Here is an 18818-nt window from a genome sequence, read left to right as displayed (position 1 = left end):
GACGACAATACGGAAAAGGCATTGCCACACTGTAATCTTGAGAAATCATTTTGCGCCATGGAGATAAAACAATGCGTTAGGGCACATTGACTTCCCATCCTTGCCAACTCTTATAGCAGTATGGCTTCTTGTATTCACGCTGCAGCTTAATCATTTTGCGCCATGGCGGATCAGCTATTCGCTACGGTCAATTGCTTCTTTACCATCGCCATAATAGATTGCTATGAGGCGATATATCTTTGTACTTCAGGTAGTTCATATTGTGATATGGTTTATTAACAATGCTGAATGGCCATTAACCATGGCTACGTAACATGCTTTAAAGGAAATAGTATTTCATTATTAAGAATAATTAATTACTTAGCATGTAAAACGGAAGTGTTATCTAGTCTCTTGTCAAGATCAAAAGAACTTCTCGCAGCCCACCTATCCAGCTAGGGGAAGTCTAATTTTTAATTGAATCTGTTAGAAATCATCTCGGGGATTCTATTTTTCCTACTGTCGTAACGAAAAACCCATAGGACAACTTTGCATTTCGGTACGGCGAAATAAAATAAGTATAAGGATTTGTGCATAAGCCATACCGCGACAAGATAAACCACATGCGCTCCCTGTCCATGTTACGTAGAAAATTAAGTAAATCTTAGTCTACAACCAAAGAAACTATTTCGTGATTTTTATTTGGAAAAAGCACAATTATGAAGATCAACCTATCGAGCACCAACGATCTTTCTAAAATTTTTTTTAACAAGAAAGGCTGTCTCATTTTGGACTGCCCCCAAAATATTGGACAAATTTAGTTAATTAGATTTGTAATAATGAGCTCGATATTCTGTCGGGCTCATTCCATTTAAATTTAGTTTTATCCGTTGATTATTGTAATAGGAGATATAATCTTCTATTTCGCTTTTTAACTTCTCTGTTGATTCGTATTGTTTTAGATAAAACAGTTCTGATTTTAAAATTCCGAAGAAATTTTCAATTACGGCATTATCAAGGCAATTTCCTTTTCTGGACATGCTTTGAGTGATTCCGTTTTCTTTGAGCCACTGTTGATATTTAGGCATTTGGTATTGCCAGCCCTGATCTGAATGTAAAAGCAGTTGTGATGCCCCCCTTGCTTTGGGCAGTGCCTTTTTGAGCATGTCCATTACCCCTTTAAAGACCGGCCTGTCAGTAATTTCATAACTTATAACTTCCTGATTGAACAGATCAATTATTGGGGAGAGATACAGCTTTTTTTCCTTGACTTTGAACTCAGTAATATCCGTGGCCCATTTTTGCAAAGGCCCCTCAGCCTGGAATTTCCTGTTGAGGATATTGGGGGCGATCTTGCCCGGTTCACCCCGGTATGACCTGTATTTCTTTATCCTGATCAGACTATTCAAACCCATTTCCCTCATTAATCTAAGAATGGTCTTATGATTGATATCCACTCCATCCCGTTTGAGCTGCAGGGTAATGCGGCGATAGCCAAAGCGGCCCTTATGTACATGGTAAACTTTGTTGATTTGCGCTTTGACCTGTTCGTATTTATCTGCTTGTCCCTCCTTCTTGGAATGATAATAGAAAGTACTTCATGCCATCTTAACGCAACTCAGCAGGATATCAAGATCAAATTGATGCCTTAGCTCCATTATGGCTTTCGCTTGTTTTCGGCTTGAGCTAAGGCGCTGAGCTTTTTTAGCAGGGCATTTTCTGCACGTAAATACTCATTCTCCTGCAAAAGTTCCTCTTCACGCGTGAGCGCTTTATTCATTTTTCTAACTTTTCGCTTGATCTGCGGATTTGCTTTCTTTGTCATCAGGGGTCTTCCTTTTGGCCGTGCCTCCAATCCTTCTGGACCGAACTTGTCCAGCCTTTTCTGCCATTCAATGATATGGGCATCCGAGGAAAGGTCAAAGCGTACACGGGCTTCTTTCAAAGATAAACTTTCTTCTCGGATTGCGGTAAGGACAGAAAGCTTAAAAGAAGCACTAAAGTGTCTTTTCCCTTTCCTGGGAAGTAGCCCCGATTCCCCCTGATACTTATATATTCTGTACCAGGTCTCAAACAAAGAATACGTAATCCCGAATTCTTCTCCCAAAGACTTTGCAGAACGATAATGCTCATCCATTTGTCTAACACAGCTCAACTTAAATTCAAAACTGTGCTTGTTTTTCTTATTCATAAAAATGCCCCCAGAAAGTGTCTAACTTTTTGGGGGCACTGCATTTATGATGAAACAGCCTTTCTTGACTCCCAGTAAATAATACTACCTATTCTCCTTACGCTGAATGAGCATCGAAGTATTTTCAAGCCATGGTGCTGAAAATTGGACAGAAACATTTCCTTGCCCAGGATTCAATTGAATGTAAGCAATCATTTTGCCATGATATACGCGATGTCTATTATCAGTATAGTCTGTCATATCACTGTTGTTTCCAGCCTCCAGTCCCAAAAGCCTAGCGGCACCTACGATCCTGCAGGTAACCTCATCATCTGCCAGCACAACAGGTCTGTTGTTTTTGTCAACCACCTGCAGTTCCACTTGAATCACGTCGCCAGTTCTTGCCGAAACAGAAGATTCTGAGATGATCGCTAAGGCATGAGAACGTCCGGATGTTTCTAGAACTTGACGTACCAGCTCCTTTTGTTCCTTGTCAAATCCAATAACTTCCAATCTCCCTTCTGCATACGGGATATCCCAATAAACAATGCCCTGTTCTTCATTATACGATTTGATATCACCGACAACTTTACCATTTAGTTCTAATCTTGCAAAAGCGGTATTCGTATAGCAGACAACACGTATCAATTGACCTTCCCGATAGTTCCATATAGGCCAAGCATCCATCGATGGAGCTTCATTTTTACGTTGCCCCCTTTCAGCTTCGAGATCCGACCACACATCAGTTTTACCAACCTCACCTTTTAAGGCATAAGTTCCTAAGTAAGCCATTGGTTTTTCTGACCATAAGGCTTGACGAAAATATCCTCTCGGTTTAATTAATCCCGCAAAATCTAATAGGCCAGAATAAAAGCCTCTTGATGGCCAACGACCAGACTCGCCCAAATAATCAATTCCAGTCCATAGAAACTGGCCGAAAATATGATTATTCTCTTGAACAGCTTTCCAAGCAGCAAGATCATGTCTATTTTCACTACCAAATATGACTCGTTTAGGGTAGCGCTTATGATCTTCCTGATAACGGCTTTCTGTATAATTATATCCTGCAATATCTAACACTCCTGGATATTCCGTTTCATTAGACATCGCAACACCTGCTAGTCCAGCAGTAACGGGTCGACTGGTATCGTATTTTTTAACAACAGCAGCCAATCGCTTAGCAATATCTCCCAACCGCATGGCATCAGGAGCATCTTTTTTATAGCCTCCAAAAATAGGCTGTGTAAATCCATTCCCTTGACTTCCATCAAGAATAGGATGAGAATAAGGATCATTTGGATAGTCAACTTCATTGCCGATACTCCAAGCAAAAATAGAAATATGATTGCGATCTCTTTTCACCATATCTGCAAGATCACGTTCACCCCAATCTGCAAAAAAATCGTATGCACCTTCAAATCCTGCTGTTCCCACATTCCAACCAGCTATCCATTTACGCTTTGGATATTCCCATTCATCATAGGCTTCATTCATCACCAAAAGGCCCAATTCATCACAGAGATCATACAATGAAGTTGCTTGTGGATTATGACTGGTTCGGATTGCATTGACACCCAGCGACTTTAAAGTCAGCAATCTACGGCGCCATACTTCGGGGTAAAATTCAGCTCCCAATACACCCGCATCATGATGAATACATACCCCCTTTACTTTTGTCCATTTTCCATTTAAAGCAAAACCCTGATCAGGATCGAAAGCCAAGGTCCGAAAACCCGTTTTCACCTCCGAACGATCGATCTCTTTGCCATGGTGCAGCACCACTGTTTTTAACTTATAACGATTCGCTTGCTCCAAGCTCCATAATTTCGGATTCTTAACCGTTATCTTCACGGGTACTGATATGCGGCCATTGGGAGAAATTGTTGTTTTTTTAACAATTTTGCCGACAGTGTTCCCGGATTCATCAATCAATTCTTGTACTAATTCAACCGCTGTAGCCGCACTTGTTTCATTCACAAGTGCTACCTCTACGTGTAAGTTTCCTTGATTTCCTTTCACTGCTGGGTAGGCATATACACCCCATTGTTCTAAATGTACAGGGTTAGCCTTTACAATCCAAACATCGCGATAGATGCCAGATCCAGTATACCATCTCGAATCGGCACTATGACTGTGATCGACCTTTACCGCAATTGTATTTTCTTTGCCGTATTCGACTAAAGAAGATACATCGTATGAAAACGAGATATAGCCATAAGGGCGTTTACCAACAGATTTTCCATTAACAAATACCTCACTCCGGTTATATACCCCCTCAAAATAGAGGTATAACTTTTTACCTTGATCTGCGATAGGAATGATCATTTTTTTTTGATACCAGCCGATTCCTCCTGGTAAGTAACCTGTAGCACTGGCCAAATTTGGACTTAGTGGATATTTCACGCTCCAATCATAAGGCAGTTGAACCGACCGCCAAGCCGAAGAAGACAGCGTATTTATCTTGGTTATATCCAAATCTCCAAGATGAAACTGCCAGTCTCCATTTATTTTCTCGCTACTTCCAAATCCCAGTTGCGCAAATAAAGATCTTGATCCAAACAAAAAGATCGGGATAAGCAAGATGATATGTTTTACTATTCGAAGCATCTTTAAGCAAATTAAAAGGTTATGTATTTATTGTCCTACTATGATAAATCCACCATCAGGCTGAAGTGTCACCTTTAATTGTTTACCTTTTGGCGCAGGCAACACGTTATGCTGTGGTGACCGATCCTTATTATCTTGGTGCAATTCCCACTTTTCGCCCGAAAGCATTGGTAAATGAAGAGTTAATTCTTTTACTTTTTTCTCTGCATTGATACCGGCTATGTACCAACGGTCACCATTCCTCCGCGCTAAAACGACATATTTGCCGGGATAGCCATCAATCAAAACAGTCTCATCCCAGATCGTGGGTACCTGTTTCATAAAATCAATAACATGTGCGGGCATCTCGGTTAGATTGTTGGGTGTGATTCCGAAATTTTGTACAGGGGTCTGAAATAGCACGGCAGTAGCCAATTGAAATGTCTCTGTCGTCTTCCGTATCATTCCTCCATTGTTCTCCCGATTATGTCTTTTATTAAGAAGAACGGGACCGAAATCCATTGAGCCTACAGTATTGCGAATAAACGGATGTAAACTCGCATTAAAAGCTTCGGTATCATTAGCATGTTGTGTGAAAATCAAATTTTCAGAAGCGAGTACAGCCTCACTCCCCACAAAATTAGGATACATACGTTCCCAGCCTCGTGGTAACGTGCATCCGTGGAAAATAACGGATAAACCATGATCATTCGCATCGGATAGAATATCTTCATAAAGCTTCATAGTCTCCTGCTTGTCACCGCCAAAAAAATCAACTTTTAGACCCTTAATACCAACACTTTGCATCCAAGCCATCTCCTTTTTTCGAGCGACAGCTGTATTCATCATATTTTTAGGTGTTTGTGGTGCATCATTCCAAAAACCATTGGAATTGTACCACAAACAAATTCCGACACCTTTATCTTTTCCATAGTCAATCAAGGCTTCAATTTTATCGCGTCCGATTTTGCTATCCCACCAATTATCGACCAAAACAAATTCATAACCCATCGTAGCAGAGATATCTACAAATTTCTTCTGATCTTCAAAATTAATACTGCCATCCTGCCACTCCAGCCAGCTCCAAGTTGAACGTCCAAACCTATACTCTTTTGAAGCTTTGTACATGGGTTCAACCACATCAAACGCGATGGTGGTTTCTGCAATAGGTTTTAGCGTACTTCCGACAGTCAGTGTACGCCACGGTGTATTGCCTGGTAATGCAATTGCAGGATTAGCGCTCCCTATGCCATTATTTTCTCCGATCTCCGGAAATGCAATCTTATATTGACCATCTTTTGTTCCTTCACTCAACTTAGATCCACAGTACAGTGCTCCTACACCTGTTTCAGAAACAAGTACCCAACCGCGATCTCCGACGTGAAATAATGCCGGAAAGCTGAAACCATAGCCATACTTGGAAGGAGCACCCAATTGCTCATCTGCCACATACTCCTCTTCATAACTTGGCTTCGTCTTCATCCAGCCAGACATGGGTGGTGCTTGAGCAGTTAGAAAAGTTGTTGTTACATTCGGGAATTTAAAAGAGCTCAATTCCTCTTCGATATATAAATTAGCTGCTTCACCTACCTGTGGCACGTGATAACGAAAAGCAATATCATGATTACTTACCCTAAATATGACATGTAAAGCTTGTTTATTTCCATTTTCTAATTTGCAAATCAACTCATTTGCCTGATAATGTACCTGTCTACGTTTTATCTTCTGTTCCTCATACTGCTCATCAATTTTATTATACTGCTGATCCACCAGTTTTAAATTGCTCGATAGATCAACCTGACGACCTTTTAATCCAAGTGCAGATTTTTCAAGCATTGCCTTTCCATCCAACTGAACATCATAGTAGAGATGACCATTTTCTAAAGACAAATTGACTACTAATCGTTTATCGGGTCCAGAAACAGTCACATTTTGTGCAAAACTCAACAGTGAGCTCAAGCTGAGAAAAGTGACAATAAGTAAGCATTTCATTATAGTGTAAGTTTTTTGTGTAAAAATTATTAAGAACGTAAATCCAACTAGTGTGTAGGAATTACCTTTTTAATGGTTCCATCAGCTCCAAATGATAATTTATCCATGCATACTTCACGGTTGTAACCTGCTGCATCTCCCATGTGTATACCGTCAGGGAAATTAAATCGATGATATACAATATACCATTCATCAGTACCCGGTATTTGAAGTACGGAGTTGTGGCCAGTACCATAAATTCCTTTAGACGGATCCTTTTCAAGCACAATATTGTTTTCAGGAAGATGGATCTCTCCTACAGGAGAAGAAGATGTTCCATAACGTACCCGATAGTTTTCACTGCGGGTATCATCTTCAGACCATAAAAAATAATACGTGCCATTTCTATAGATCACATAGACACCCTCACGAAATGTACCATCAATCTTTAATGTCTTTGTCGTATTTTGTTTGATGGATACCATATCCTTATTCAGTTCCGCAACAGCGAGGTAACCATTGCCCCAATACAAGTAGCTTTTCCCCGATTTCGGATCATTAAAAACAGCAGGATCTATTTCTTGTCCCTTATTAATTCCTGCTGGTTTAAAATCGATCAATGGTTTTCCCGAATCTTTGAAAGGTCCAGTAGGTAGATCAGCAACAGCAACGCCTATTTTTTGCGCTGCTGTGAAATAATAGTAATATTTATAATCCCCTTTTATTTTTTTCTCCGCTATCGTTGGAGCCCAGGCATTGCGCGGGCCCCAAGGCACATCTTTTTTCAAATCCAGAATAACACCCTCATCTTTCCATTCTTTGAGATCAACGGAAGAAAAAGTCTTAAAATAAGAACCACCCCAACCGTCAAATCCATCACTAGTTGGGTAGATATAATATTTCTTTGTTTTATTTGAATATAACACATCTGGATCGGCATAGAAACCATCCAATATCGGATTTTTTCTAGTTACCAATTTGATGTCTGCCGGTGTTCCCCAACGCTCAGTAACGGCTTTAAATTCACTTCTGGATAATGGAATGATTGAACCATGTCTCGGATGAAAATCCATACTAACCTCATGATCGATTACTTTAAAGCGATCCAGATCAACCGATTCACAAAACTGGTACTTGCCCTTCCCATATACATCGTACATTAAAATATAACGATCAGACTGATTAAGTTTAAACACACTTGATCCTTCCACAGCATCTCTAGTCTGTTGTTTATAGCCCGGTTGTTCGATCCATTTGCTCGAAGTAAGCGAATCTGTTATAGCCAATTTAATACCGTTACCATGCCCTTCTGTTTTATAAAACATATAGAAAAGTCCGTTTTTATTGATGATATCTCCATCGATACAAGATTTACCATTTTTAGGCATAAACAACACCTTTGGTTCTGTTTCCAAATCGGTAAACTCACGATTAGCATAAGCATAATAAATGATATCAGGACCGTCGCCATGCTTCATCGACCAGTAAACCATATATTTACCAACAGCAGGATCATAGATCGTCTGTGGAGCCCAAACGCGCTTCAAACTTTCATTACCTTTAAACCGATCTTGGATGTTAATTACACTATGTTTCCAATGAATAAGGTCGTCCGATTTTAATAATATCATAGCACGATTAGAATCCCAGCCTTTCGATGAGGTCATATCCGTCAATACCATGTAAAAAGACTTACCATCCTCCCCTCTTAAGATATGCGGATCGCGCACTCCACCAGTTGTACTGATAAGCTTTGAGTCCAGCACAGGTTGATTGTTATTGAGGGCGCGATAAGTATAGCCATCCGTACTAACCGCAAAACAAACCGATTCATCAGCTACTGCATTGCCTTTGAAATAAGCAAATAAATAGCCCACAAAGTCTTTTTCCGTAGGACCAGATTTATATTCCTGTCCGATGGCTGGCCCCATCATACTAACTGTAAAAAAAGTGATTAAGATGCTGGCCAATTGCCATTTTCTTTTGTTCATGTAAGATTTAAGTTATAGAGTAAATAAAATTAGGTTGAGCATGCATTTCACGAATTTACAAATAGAACAACATACTTTAATTAAGCATGATCTTTTGTACCGGAGTATAAATATACTCTCCAGCAGATGAAGATTTCACCCCGATACGCACAAAGATATATGCCTGCCCTTTGAATTTATCAGACAATTGTCTCGTGATGCGCGTTTCAGTACCGAATAAGACTTGTGGAAGATCAACATTAATATCTTGATCAGAAAGAACATGATCGGTCAAAATAGATTTACTCAAGAAAAGTTTCACTTGATCGAGTTTAGCCGATTCGGTCGTTTTTTTAACCGTGAAGGTTGCCGCTATTTGATTATTGGCAACCTGAAAACTTTCATTTCCAATGACGAAATAAGGCGTTACCGGCACATCAAGCACCGTATTTCCATTCACGTTTACGAGAATTGTATCAGTCGATTGCTGTAGCCAAGGCGCATTTCCTTTTCGAACCAATTTATATTTGCCCCGAAACAGATTTGCAGAAAATTCTCCTGCTTGATTAATAAATACAGGGATAGCTGATTTTAAGGGATAACCGTCCTGCCATAGCTCCAGTTCAGTACCGTTATTTCTTACACCAACCGCCTTGCCCTCAAAGACCACTTTGCCAGATAAAAATTCTTTAGGAGCTTCAAAATTATCATATTCACAACCAACAGCCAAAAAACCTAGTGTAGCGGTTAGTAGAGTTAAAATATTCTTTTTCATAATTCAATAAATTAATGCAACGGATTTCTAACAATTTTTGGATTATTGTCCAATACCTTTTGCTCAATAGCAGAATAATAATTTGCTAAACGAAAGAATCGTGCTCTACGGAAACGACTAGGTTTGACACGTGCATAGATAAACTTCCCATGATCTGCATGGCCTAGACGCACTACACGGTATCCATATAAGCCCCGTACCACAGCATTAGGATCATTTTCAGCGCCATTCCAAATGATATGCGCCAAACGCCATCTTTTTAAATCAAAAAACCGGTGATCTTCAAAAGCCAATTCTACCCGACGCTCATTACGGATGATCTCCATCGTCAATGTGCTGATGCTGTTTGCTGGAAATCCAGCACGTTCACGTAAGGTATTGATATATTGCGTGGCCTCGCCAACCTGACCGAGTTCAAAACTTGCTTCCGCGGCGTTTAAATAAATTTCACCTAAACGGAACCAAGGCCACCAATTTGCAGCCGAAGTACCTCTAGCACTAGCAGCAGGTGCATCACTAACAAATTTGCGGATGTAAAATCCTGTATTACTCACATCCTGTGCATCATCTTTGGGGCCGTCAAAACCAGTCCATAATCCACCTGCATTTGCTGTCCCAAGTTCATCGCCCAATTGCTTCCCCAATTCTGGCGCGGTGACAAGTTGGTACGCCCCATTTTGCCAAGTAGCAACTCCTGCTTGAATACTAACTGCTGTATTTCGGAAGGAACTTCCTGGGTAAATGACGGTACCATATAATCGTGCATCCTTATTTTTGAAAATATCATCAATATGTGCATAAGCAATATAGTTTCCATTCGCATCACGATCCTGTAATGTTCCTTTTCGACCATCTAAATAATCGAAACTTTCCACTAAGCTAAGCGAAGGCGAGATTCCAGAGGTGGCTTCATTATCCTCCGTTAAACTTTTGACAATATTTTCATGCGCAAATCGATGAACTTTAAGACCCACAGCAAAATCCTTTGCAAAAATCACTTCAGATCCAGTCTTTTTGTTTAACATTTCGTAAAAATTAACGCCTTTGTCAGGGTTCTCTTTAAACAAGGTAAAAGGACCGCTCATAAGTTCTTTAGAAGCGGCCAATGATTTACGATAATAATCGCTGGCCATAGCCGCAGGTATACCGACTTCATTGCCTGCTGTTACTACAGGTTCAGCCATCAGCCCATTATATTTGGCTAAGGATGCTGCATATAACATGGCTCTACTCTGTACAGCTAGAACAGTATATTTATTGGCTCTGGTTTTACTAGTCGCATTATTTCCGAGATCTTCTTTAATCGCTTCCATCTCTTGGTAAATAAAATCGTAAACCTCATGCTCCTTTGCTCGGGGCAACTGAAGCGGTGTTGGATCACCACTGAAGTCATAAATCATCTGTTTTGTCACGATAGGAACTCCACCCATACGTTTTACCATTTCAAAATAAACAAGCGCGCGGACAAAGCGCATTTCAGCTATATATTGTTTTTTTGTTGTTTCCGTTAGTTGGAGACCCAAAGTTTCTATATTTTCTAGCGAAAGGTTGATATCTCGAATCAATCCATAATCCCAATAGCGTCCATAATCATCCCCAAATTGAAAATCATTGCGTCCATTCTGATCACGGTGCCCAGACCACATGGCATCGTCCAGCTCAGTCATTCCTCCGCTGTTGAAAACACCATGTAACGTCGGTAAACGGTTATAATAGTTTGCCATCAACGAAGTCAGCAATTTTGGATCATTCCAAAGTTGATCGTCAGTAATTAATGTTTTTGAATCTCGATCTAACCAATTGTCGTGTTTACAACCTCCAAATCCAAGGCAGACAAACAGCGCTAAACAAGTATATAATTTTTTCATTGTTGATTTTCTTTAAAATGTTAAATTGAACCCAACCATAAATACGCGCTGCTGCGGATATACCACTGCTGCCGCAGCTTCAATCTCTGGATCGATCTGAAATTTCTTCACGTTGTCAAAGGAAAATAGATTAGAACCATTGACATACACTCGGATTTTCTCAGCTTTAATTTTTTTGATGAGATCATTAGAAAAATTATAGCCAAGCTCAAGATTTCTGATTCTTAAATAACGAACATTTGTTAACCAAAAATCACTATTTCTATGATTAGGTCCAGAATTACCATTACGTAGTGCAGGATAATATCCTGATACCCATTCACTATTTGCATCATAAGGATCAGTACGATGCCATCTATCTTCTAAGAGATATGCTGGTGAATTTCCGCCACCATGGAATGCATTGCGCAATTCGTAATCTTGAAACCATGATTGCATCGCTCCTCCGGATAAATCAGCATTCAGATCAATACCTTTCCAATTTAGTCCTATTCGTCCTCCAAATGAAATAATCGGAGCCCACCCGGTTTGATAACCGATTGGACGTTCGTCCAGATTATTAATCACACCATCACCATTAACATCCTTGTAGATAAAATCTCCAGGCAGTTGGTTCCGGTTATTTGAACCATCATTGTTAATTGGATGATTGCGAATCTCCTCTTCCGATTGGAAGCGGCCGACAACTTGGTAGCCCCACCATACACCTCCCCAACGATCTTCGTTTGAATTCCGGTATTCGTTCCAGGAGTTGCTGAAGCGCGGTTTATAAGATTCGATATTCTTAAAACGAGAATAGGTAACATTTCCACTCACCACATAATTCAATTCACCGATTTTATCCGTATAAGTGATCATACCTTCAGCTCCATAGTATCCATTCTTACCCAGATTCTCATTAGGTAGCGCATATCCGATCTCATCAGGTAATAACACATCATAACGTTTACCCGGAAATCCAGTACGGATAATCTGGAAGGCATCAGCTGTCAGCGTCAATTTATTACCAAATAAACCTGCATCCAGCCCGATGTTGTAAGTGGTATTCTTCACCCATGATAGATTTCTGATAGGAACACCACGTGGTTGCACACCTGTCACATAATTACCATCAAGAATCGCATCTCCTTGAGACCAATTGTAGCCTGCTAGATAGCCGTGCATATTGACGCCATTTTCCAAACCTGTTTGTCCTGCAGATGCCCGAATTTTGAAGTCTGTGACAACACTTTTCAAGGGTTCAAAAAAGTTTTCATCCGATACTCGCCATGCGACAGATGCTCCCGGAAAAAATCCCCAACGGCGATCCTTATAATATAAGTATGAACCATCGTATCGACCTAATAACTCAACTAAATACTTACCCTTGTAATTATAGTTTAATCGACCTATGTAACCTGCACGAGCTTCATAAGACCAATCATCTCCAAGGTCATTAACTTCAGCGAGTCGCATTATCGGGATGTAATTGTTCGTTGGATTTGCTCCTAATGAGCGGATCGTACGTACCCAATCCGAACGTTCATATCCTAATGTACCTGAAAGGGCATGATGACCGATATTTTTATTGTAATCAATTAGGAATTGCGCCGAGCGCGAAACAATATCCCGATTGGTATCATAACGCCATCCAGAACGTGTGCCTCCTGTAGCTTTATATTCATCGTTTTCAAAGCGATACACATCATAAGTATACTGGAAACCATCAAATTTATTATTGGTATAGTTGTACGACACAGTTCCTTTAGCAGAAAGACCAAATTTTGTTTTATAGGAGGCAAATAGGTTTACATTACCTGCCAAATATTTATTGTCCTTGTAGCCCGCAATATCACGATCAAAAACTGCTGGATTATAAGCAAAGTCGTTAGTATGATTCGGATATTTAGGGTTATCATTAGCGTAAGGTGCTACAGTAGGCCTGTTTTTGAACATCGCCAAAATAGATGAAAAATAGCCATCTCCTCCTGGCAGACCCACATCTTGTGTTCCTTCATGCCTTCCTGAAATCTGTGTACCTATTGTCAATCCTTCCAAAACAGTCGCTTCCATATTGGCTTGCAAATTGGTACGCTTGTAATTAAAGTCTTTGATCATCGCATCCTGTGTCAGGTGTCCAACTGAAAGAAAATAATTAGACTTATCGCTCCCTCCTGTCATATTCGCATTGATGTAGCGTTGTGGTATATTCTTACGAATAATCATGTCGTAATAATCATAACTTTTGTAGCCGGGCTCTGTCCCCATTTGCCATTTTTCAAGTTCTTGGGGTGTATATACCGCATTTGGATCTTTGTTTTCATTTTGAGCCGCTTCCACAAGACCTCGGGTATATTGCGCTGCATTGGCTAATTCAGGAAAACGAGTTAGATTTTGCCAGCCTTGATAGCCATTGATATTTACTTTTGCAGTTCCGCCCTTATTTCCTTTTTTTGTCGTGATTAAAACAACACCACCCGCTGCTCTAAATCCATAAATTGCAGCAGCAGCATCCTTCAAGATCGATATACTTTCGATATCTTCCAAATTTAAGGCATTGAACATATCTGCTCCAGAACCGTTTTGTGTTCCAACCCAATCCGTTCCTGTTTGACCGCCATAGGAAATACCATCGATCACATAAAGCGGATTTCCCATATTACGAATCTCAATTGCTGCTCCTCTCCCAGGACGAGCGTCTTTTCCACGGACGGAGATACCTTGTACTTTGCCTGCCAAAGCTCCTGCAGCTGTCGTAGAAGAAGTACGTACAATATCATCTGACTTGATATTACTGACAGCGCCAGAGATATTCCGTTTGGATTGCGTACCGTAACCCACGACCACAACTTCGTCCAAAGATTGATCACTCGTTTCCAACACAACCGAAAAGTTAGTCTGGTTGCCAATCGCAATACGTTGTGTTTTGTATCCGACATAAGTGATCACTAAATAGCCTTTTCCATCATGCAGTTGAAATCGACCAGTATTGTCTGTACTGGTTATTAAATTGGGCATTCCTTCAACAAGCACACTGGCTCCTACAATCGGCTCCTTGTCCTTGTTAATTACCTGCCCCGTAATTTTAGTTTGTGCATATGTCATTATGGATATTAAACTCATAAAAACATATAAGTAAAGAATCTTTAAGTTTTTCATAATTTATTCGTTTTCAATAACTGATTTTGGTTACCTACGATCTTGCCAATTTTAGATAATTTCTTGACGTAAATAAAGCGACAAGTATACCGCAAGTCAGCATGTTTAAGAATACATAAAAAGTTATTTATTAAATGTTAAAAATACACTTAAAAAAAAGTGACAAATTTTTTTTACCCCTGATAAAAAAGTCAAGCATAGCATTACAAATTCATAGTCTTTTATTGAGGGTTTTAAAAATGTGTTGGTTATAATTGTAAAACAAATATAAAAAAATAAATGTAAAACAAACATTTATTTTTAAAATTCATATAAGTTTGAATCTACCTAAGTAATTACACTTAACAAACAAGATTTAAAAGACTAATTAACAACAATATAGATGATCACTCCTTCCTGTGACCATCTATATTGAGACTTTATTTGGAGGAGAACTGTTATGCATTCCAATCTTAAAAGCCTGTAGGCATTCCATATTTTTTAGTCAACATGGACAGTTCTTTAGCAGTTATCGGCATGACAGAACCATGCCTTGGTGTAAATGCTCCACCCATCGGCGTATTTTTTATAAAATTGAAATGCGTAAGGTCCGAACTTTTGCAAAACTGATAATAGCCTTCCGTATAGCAGTCATACATCAAAATGTATTCATCTGAATGAATCGATTTAAATACACTAGAACCTTCAACAGGTTTCTTTTGATCCACATTGAGATGACGATATTCGGTCTCATATGGTCCAGTTATATTTTTACTTGTTGCCCGCATTACGCCACTTCTTGTACGAAAACCATTATTCACTGTAGATAAGCCCTCATCTTTAAAAAACAACACATATTCCTGCATCTTTTTATCATATACGATATCACCATCAATGGCTGCTGTGCCAAAATCAAATAACAGCTCTGGTGTACTGATATCCGTAAAATCGGCATTTGCATAGGAGTAGAAGATTTTAAAATAGGGCTGTTTTTTATCCCCTACTGCATACTCCCAGTCATGTCTACCTATCGAATAGTAGATCATGTATTTTTTCTCGACTACATCCCAAATCGTTTGTGGCGCCCACACGGCATGTAAATTTTCCTGATCAAATCCTTTTAAATTAGGAAAACGTGTTGGAAAATCAATCGCCTGATGTTCCCAATGGATAAGATCGGTACTTTTCATCAAGATGATACCATCATTACTCTGCCAACCTTCGCTTGAACGCATATCCGTTAAAACCATATAGAACGATTTTCCATCTTCAGCACGCATAATATGCGGATCCCGAATACTTTTTTTTAAGGCAATGCTGTCCGATGCAATGACCGGTTCCCCTCCATTCAAAGGCTGAAAATCTATACCATCTTTACTTATTGCATAGCGAACCTGTTCACCGTCAGGGCTGTTGTCAGAAAAATAAGCAAACAGATAGGCTACTGGAGCAATTTTTAAAGCCTTTTTACTTTGTCCAAGTGCAATTGCTCCATGCTGTATAAATAACATCAGCAATGACCACCTGATCATAAATTGTATCTTTTTCATAATGCTTACTATTTTTTGGCAGGAATGCGAAAAACGGTGAACGAATAAGGAGACAATTTGCACCTGTCTAATTGAAATGTTGCTGCAACAGGTTTAGCTGTCTGATCTGTTGGTTTTCCTGAAATAACAGTTGCATTCACTTGTTGATTTGCAACACCGATAGTCGAAAGATCAAGGTCAATTTCAACAGGTAATAAATTCACCAATTTGACGATGATATCACCCGATTTAGCATCGCGCACAATTGATTTTCCAACACGTTTGTTCACTGCTTCATCGTGATTTGATAACTTTAATTCACTAAAGAGATACGTATCGCCTGCATGCTGTCCAAATGCCTGCTGGATATAGTAACCCACAGTAGGTTTCACTGTCGTATTATTAAAGTAGATCAAATCTGGAGACCATTGCGTATTACCTTCTTTGGCCAACAGAGGTGCATATGAAGTCATGGTGACTACATCGGCATTTCTTTCGACATTGCACAGGTGTAATGCCTCTGCCAATGCTGTTTCAATCGTACTAGCACGATTGGGAACATGTGCAGCATATTCACCAAGATATACTTTAGCTTTCTTGCGGTCATAACGGTCGTAAAACTCCTGATTATGAATAAACCAACCCGGTGGATTGTAATAATGCTCATCGATTAAAGGAACATTTAATTTAGTTGCCAAATCCCAGCCTTCCACATAGTCCGATCCTTCATAAAATGGACCTGCTGTACCAATGACTTCAATATCAGGATATTTCTCTTTTACGGCTTGATAAATCAGGGTAAAGCGCTCTTTAAACAGATCGGTAATCAAATCTTCGTTACCAATGCCAATATATTTCAAGTTAAAGGGAGCTGGATGACCCGCTTCAGCACGTTTCTTTCCCCACAATGTCTTACGATCACCATTCGCATATTCAATGAGATCCAAAACATCCTGAATATAATCGCCCATGTCCTCCATAGGGATACCGCACTGCTGCCCGCCCAGTTCGTGACCATGATGTCCCGAATTTTGGCAAGGTACACCTGCAGCCACCACGGGTACAGGTTCTGCACCCATATCTTCACAAAACTGGAAATATTCAAAATAGCCTAAGCCAAATGATTGATGATACCCCCAGAGATTACGCTGTGGTTTTCGTTGCTCCACAGGTCCTATCGTATTTTTCCAATGGTAGATATTATCGATACCATCTCCATGAGCTACACAGCCGCCAGGGAAACGCACAAACCGAGGTTTCATGTCAGCAATAGTCTTAGCAAGATCTGCTCTTAAACCGTTAGCTCTATTTCGGAAAGTATTTTTAGGAAATAACGAAACCATGTCCATATCGACGGCTCCATTGTTGGAATAAGTAATCTCCAATCGAGCATCCGAAATGGTCACATTTCCAACCATATCCAATTTGTACTGTTCCCATTTTTTTGATAACTTCTTCGTTTTTGTTTCTCCAATAGTATTACCGTGCCCATCGATTAAGCGAATCTGCAAGTGGCCCAACTGTCCTGATTTCCCTCGGGCATATATTGAAAAATTATACTGCTCGTCTTTCTTAATGGAAATACCGCCAAACCCTTCATTGACGATTCCTGCTCCAGGTTTACCCTGCAAAGTCACATAATGCCGGTTATTTTCATGAATCGGAGATAGCGTATCAATCGTAATAACAGTTTCCCTATTCGTGGTGCGCCAAGCAGTTAAACTATGCCATTCTTTTCGATCCATAGGCGTATATTCAAATCCCCTATTCTGTATTAATTCGGCATACAATCCACCATCAGCGGCATAATTGATATCTTCAAAAAATGCTCCGATAAGTAGATCACTGATCTTACGCGCTGGAATATGTTCATCTAATTTTAGATTTCCTTTCAGGGGAGTAAGTGAAGCAAAGCGTTGTACATCATCGACCATCCGTTCACTATTCAACTTTCCCTTATAAGCATCCAACTGCTGTTTCTTTAACAGATTCTCTAGGATTTGCCACGCGACTTTATGAACTGTTCCCGTATAGTTACCATCAGAGAGACGGATCGCTACTTTTGTATTATGCACAACAGTAGCTTTTTTTGCGGTAGAAAACATTTTAAAATCCTTCGTTTCTACAGCGTAGTATCCTTTAGCGCTCCGATCCGTCTTCCAAATCACTTGGTAAGTACCCGTTGTCTTATTGTAATCAATAACAGGACTAAGGCAGTTGCTTCCGGCAAATACCAAAGGGTAAGACTGACTTTCCCATTGGATCAAATCGCGCGATGCACTATGTGCAAAAGCACCATCTTCTTGATTCAAACTCCATACACAATGCCAGATTCCTGTCGGTGATAAAAACAGGAAAGGATCAATCATCTTCTTCTGCGATCCCCATTGACCGTAGTCAGATCGTAAGAAACTAGCTTCTGCACCAATGGTGGTCCATTTTTTCTTGTCCAAGCTCCATGCAAAATGTAGCCCGTTGTGGTGATCATTCTTTCCCGAACTATAGGCAAATATATAAGCCGAATCCGGCTCATTGGCATATAATGCTGCATGTTTTACGACAAAGAATAACAATAAGCATATATAAATAAGCTGTTTTTTCATCAGAATAAAATTAGTAGTAGTTATTTATGTTCAAGTTCATAACTTCATTATTGGCTATAGCTTGCCAATGGTAGCGATATGAATTATAAATACTGGTGTTTATATACCCTTTCTTTTTATCATGACATGAAGAGTCCTAGATGGCACCAAATAGAATTTTAAGTAACATCGGTCCAACAGTTCACACCCTATCAAGATTGACTGTTTTACCTCAGCTTTTAAGGTCTTATTGTTGCAGTGAACACGTTGA

General features: G+C 39.8%; 8 protein-coding genes and 1 pseudogene. All 9 read right to left on the bottom strand.

The window, feature by feature from the left end; all coding sequences use genetic code 11:
• Positions 1–800: 800 nt before the first annotated feature.
• Positions 801–2170 (bottom strand): annotated as a pseudogene (locus WH188_RS26350) (IS3 family transposase).
• Positions 2171–2254: 84 nt separating this feature from the next.
• A complete protein-coding gene (locus WH188_RS17345; protein ID WP_168126882.1) occupies positions 2255–4756 on the bottom strand; it encodes a sugar-binding domain-containing protein in 2502 nt (833 codons plus the stop codon).
• A 27-nt stretch (positions 4757–4783) separates the two neighbouring features.
• Entirely contained in the window at positions 4784–6727 is a 1944-nt protein-coding gene (locus WH188_RS17340) for a glycoside hydrolase family 97 protein (protein WP_132773871.1), read from the bottom strand.
• Positions 6728–6774: 47 nt separating this feature from the next.
• Positions 6775–8697, bottom strand: a complete 1923-nt coding sequence (locus tag WH188_RS17335; protein WP_339424440.1) for a family 43 glycosylhydrolase — start codon at positions 8695–8697, stop codon at positions 6775–6777.
• 76 nt (positions 8698–8773) lie between these two features.
• Positions 8774–9451 carry a DUF3823 domain-containing protein gene (locus WH188_RS17330; protein WP_132773873.1) on the bottom strand — a complete coding sequence of 226 codons (678 nt, stop codon included), beginning with the start codon at positions 9449–9451 and terminating at the stop codon, positions 8774–8776.
• Between the two features lie 11 nt (positions 9452–9462).
• On the bottom strand, positions 9463–11319 hold the full coding sequence (locus WH188_RS17325) for a RagB/SusD family nutrient uptake outer membrane protein (RefSeq protein WP_132773874.1): 1857 nt from the start codon (positions 11317–11319) through the stop codon (positions 9463–9465).
• A gap of 12 nt (positions 11320–11331) precedes the next feature.
• Complete coding sequence (locus tag WH188_RS17320) at positions 11332–14457, bottom strand: SusC/RagA family TonB-linked outer membrane protein (protein WP_168126884.1); 3126 nt, start codon at positions 14455–14457, stop codon at positions 11332–11334.
• Positions 14458–14909: 452 nt separating this feature from the next.
• Positions 14910–15986, bottom strand: a complete 1077-nt coding sequence (locus WH188_RS17315; protein ID WP_206368347.1) for a glycoside hydrolase family 43 protein — start codon at positions 15984–15986, stop codon at positions 14910–14912.
• Positions 15987–15994: 8 nt separating this feature from the next.
• Positions 15995–18568: an alpha-L-arabinofuranosidase C-terminal domain-containing protein gene (locus WH188_RS17310; RefSeq protein ID WP_168126885.1), complete on the bottom strand. Its 2574-nt coding sequence runs from the start codon at positions 18566–18568 to the stop codon at positions 15995–15997.
• Between the last annotated feature and the right edge of the window lie 250 nt (positions 18569–18818).

Origin of the sequence: Sphingobacterium sp. MYb388 (assembly GCF_037479535.1) — a bacterium.
Classification (GTDB): domain Bacteria; phylum Bacteroidota; class Bacteroidia; order Sphingobacteriales; family Sphingobacteriaceae; genus Sphingobacterium; species Sphingobacterium anhuiense.
This window is presented reverse-complemented; position numbering and strand designations above follow the sequence as displayed.

What these genes read in the sequence shown, in the direction of transcription:
- WH188_RS17315 (WP_206368347.1), bottom strand. Translation starts at nt 15,986, where the DNA reads ATGAAAAAGATACAATTTATGATCAGGTGGTCATTGCTGATGTTATTT.
- WH188_RS17325 (WP_132773874.1), bottom strand. Translation starts at nt 11,319, where the DNA reads ATGAAAAAATTATATACTTGTTTAGCGCTGTTTGTCTGCCTTGGATTT.
- WH188_RS17345 (WP_168126882.1), bottom strand. Translation starts at nt 4,756, where the DNA reads ATGCTTCGAATAGTAAAACATATCATCTTGCTTATCCCGATCTTTTTG.
- WH188_RS17320 (WP_168126884.1), bottom strand. Translation starts at nt 14,457, where the DNA reads ATGAAAAACTTAAAGATTCTTTACTTATATGTTTTTATGAGTTTAATA.
- WH188_RS17310 (WP_168126885.1), bottom strand. Translation starts at nt 18,568, where the DNA reads ATGAAAAAACAGCTTATTTATATATGCTTATTGTTATTCTTTGTCGTA.
- WH188_RS17330 (WP_132773873.1), bottom strand. Translation starts at nt 9,451, where the DNA reads ATGAAAAAGAATATTTTAACTCTACTAACCGCTACACTAGGTTTTTTG.
- WH188_RS17335 (WP_339424440.1), bottom strand. Translation starts at nt 8,697, where the DNA reads ATGAACAAAAGAAAATGGCAATTGGCCAGCATCTTAATCACTTTTTTT.
- WH188_RS17340 (WP_132773871.1), bottom strand. Translation starts at nt 6,727, where the DNA reads ATGAAATGCTTACTTATTGTCACTTTTCTCAGCTTGAGCTCACTGTTG.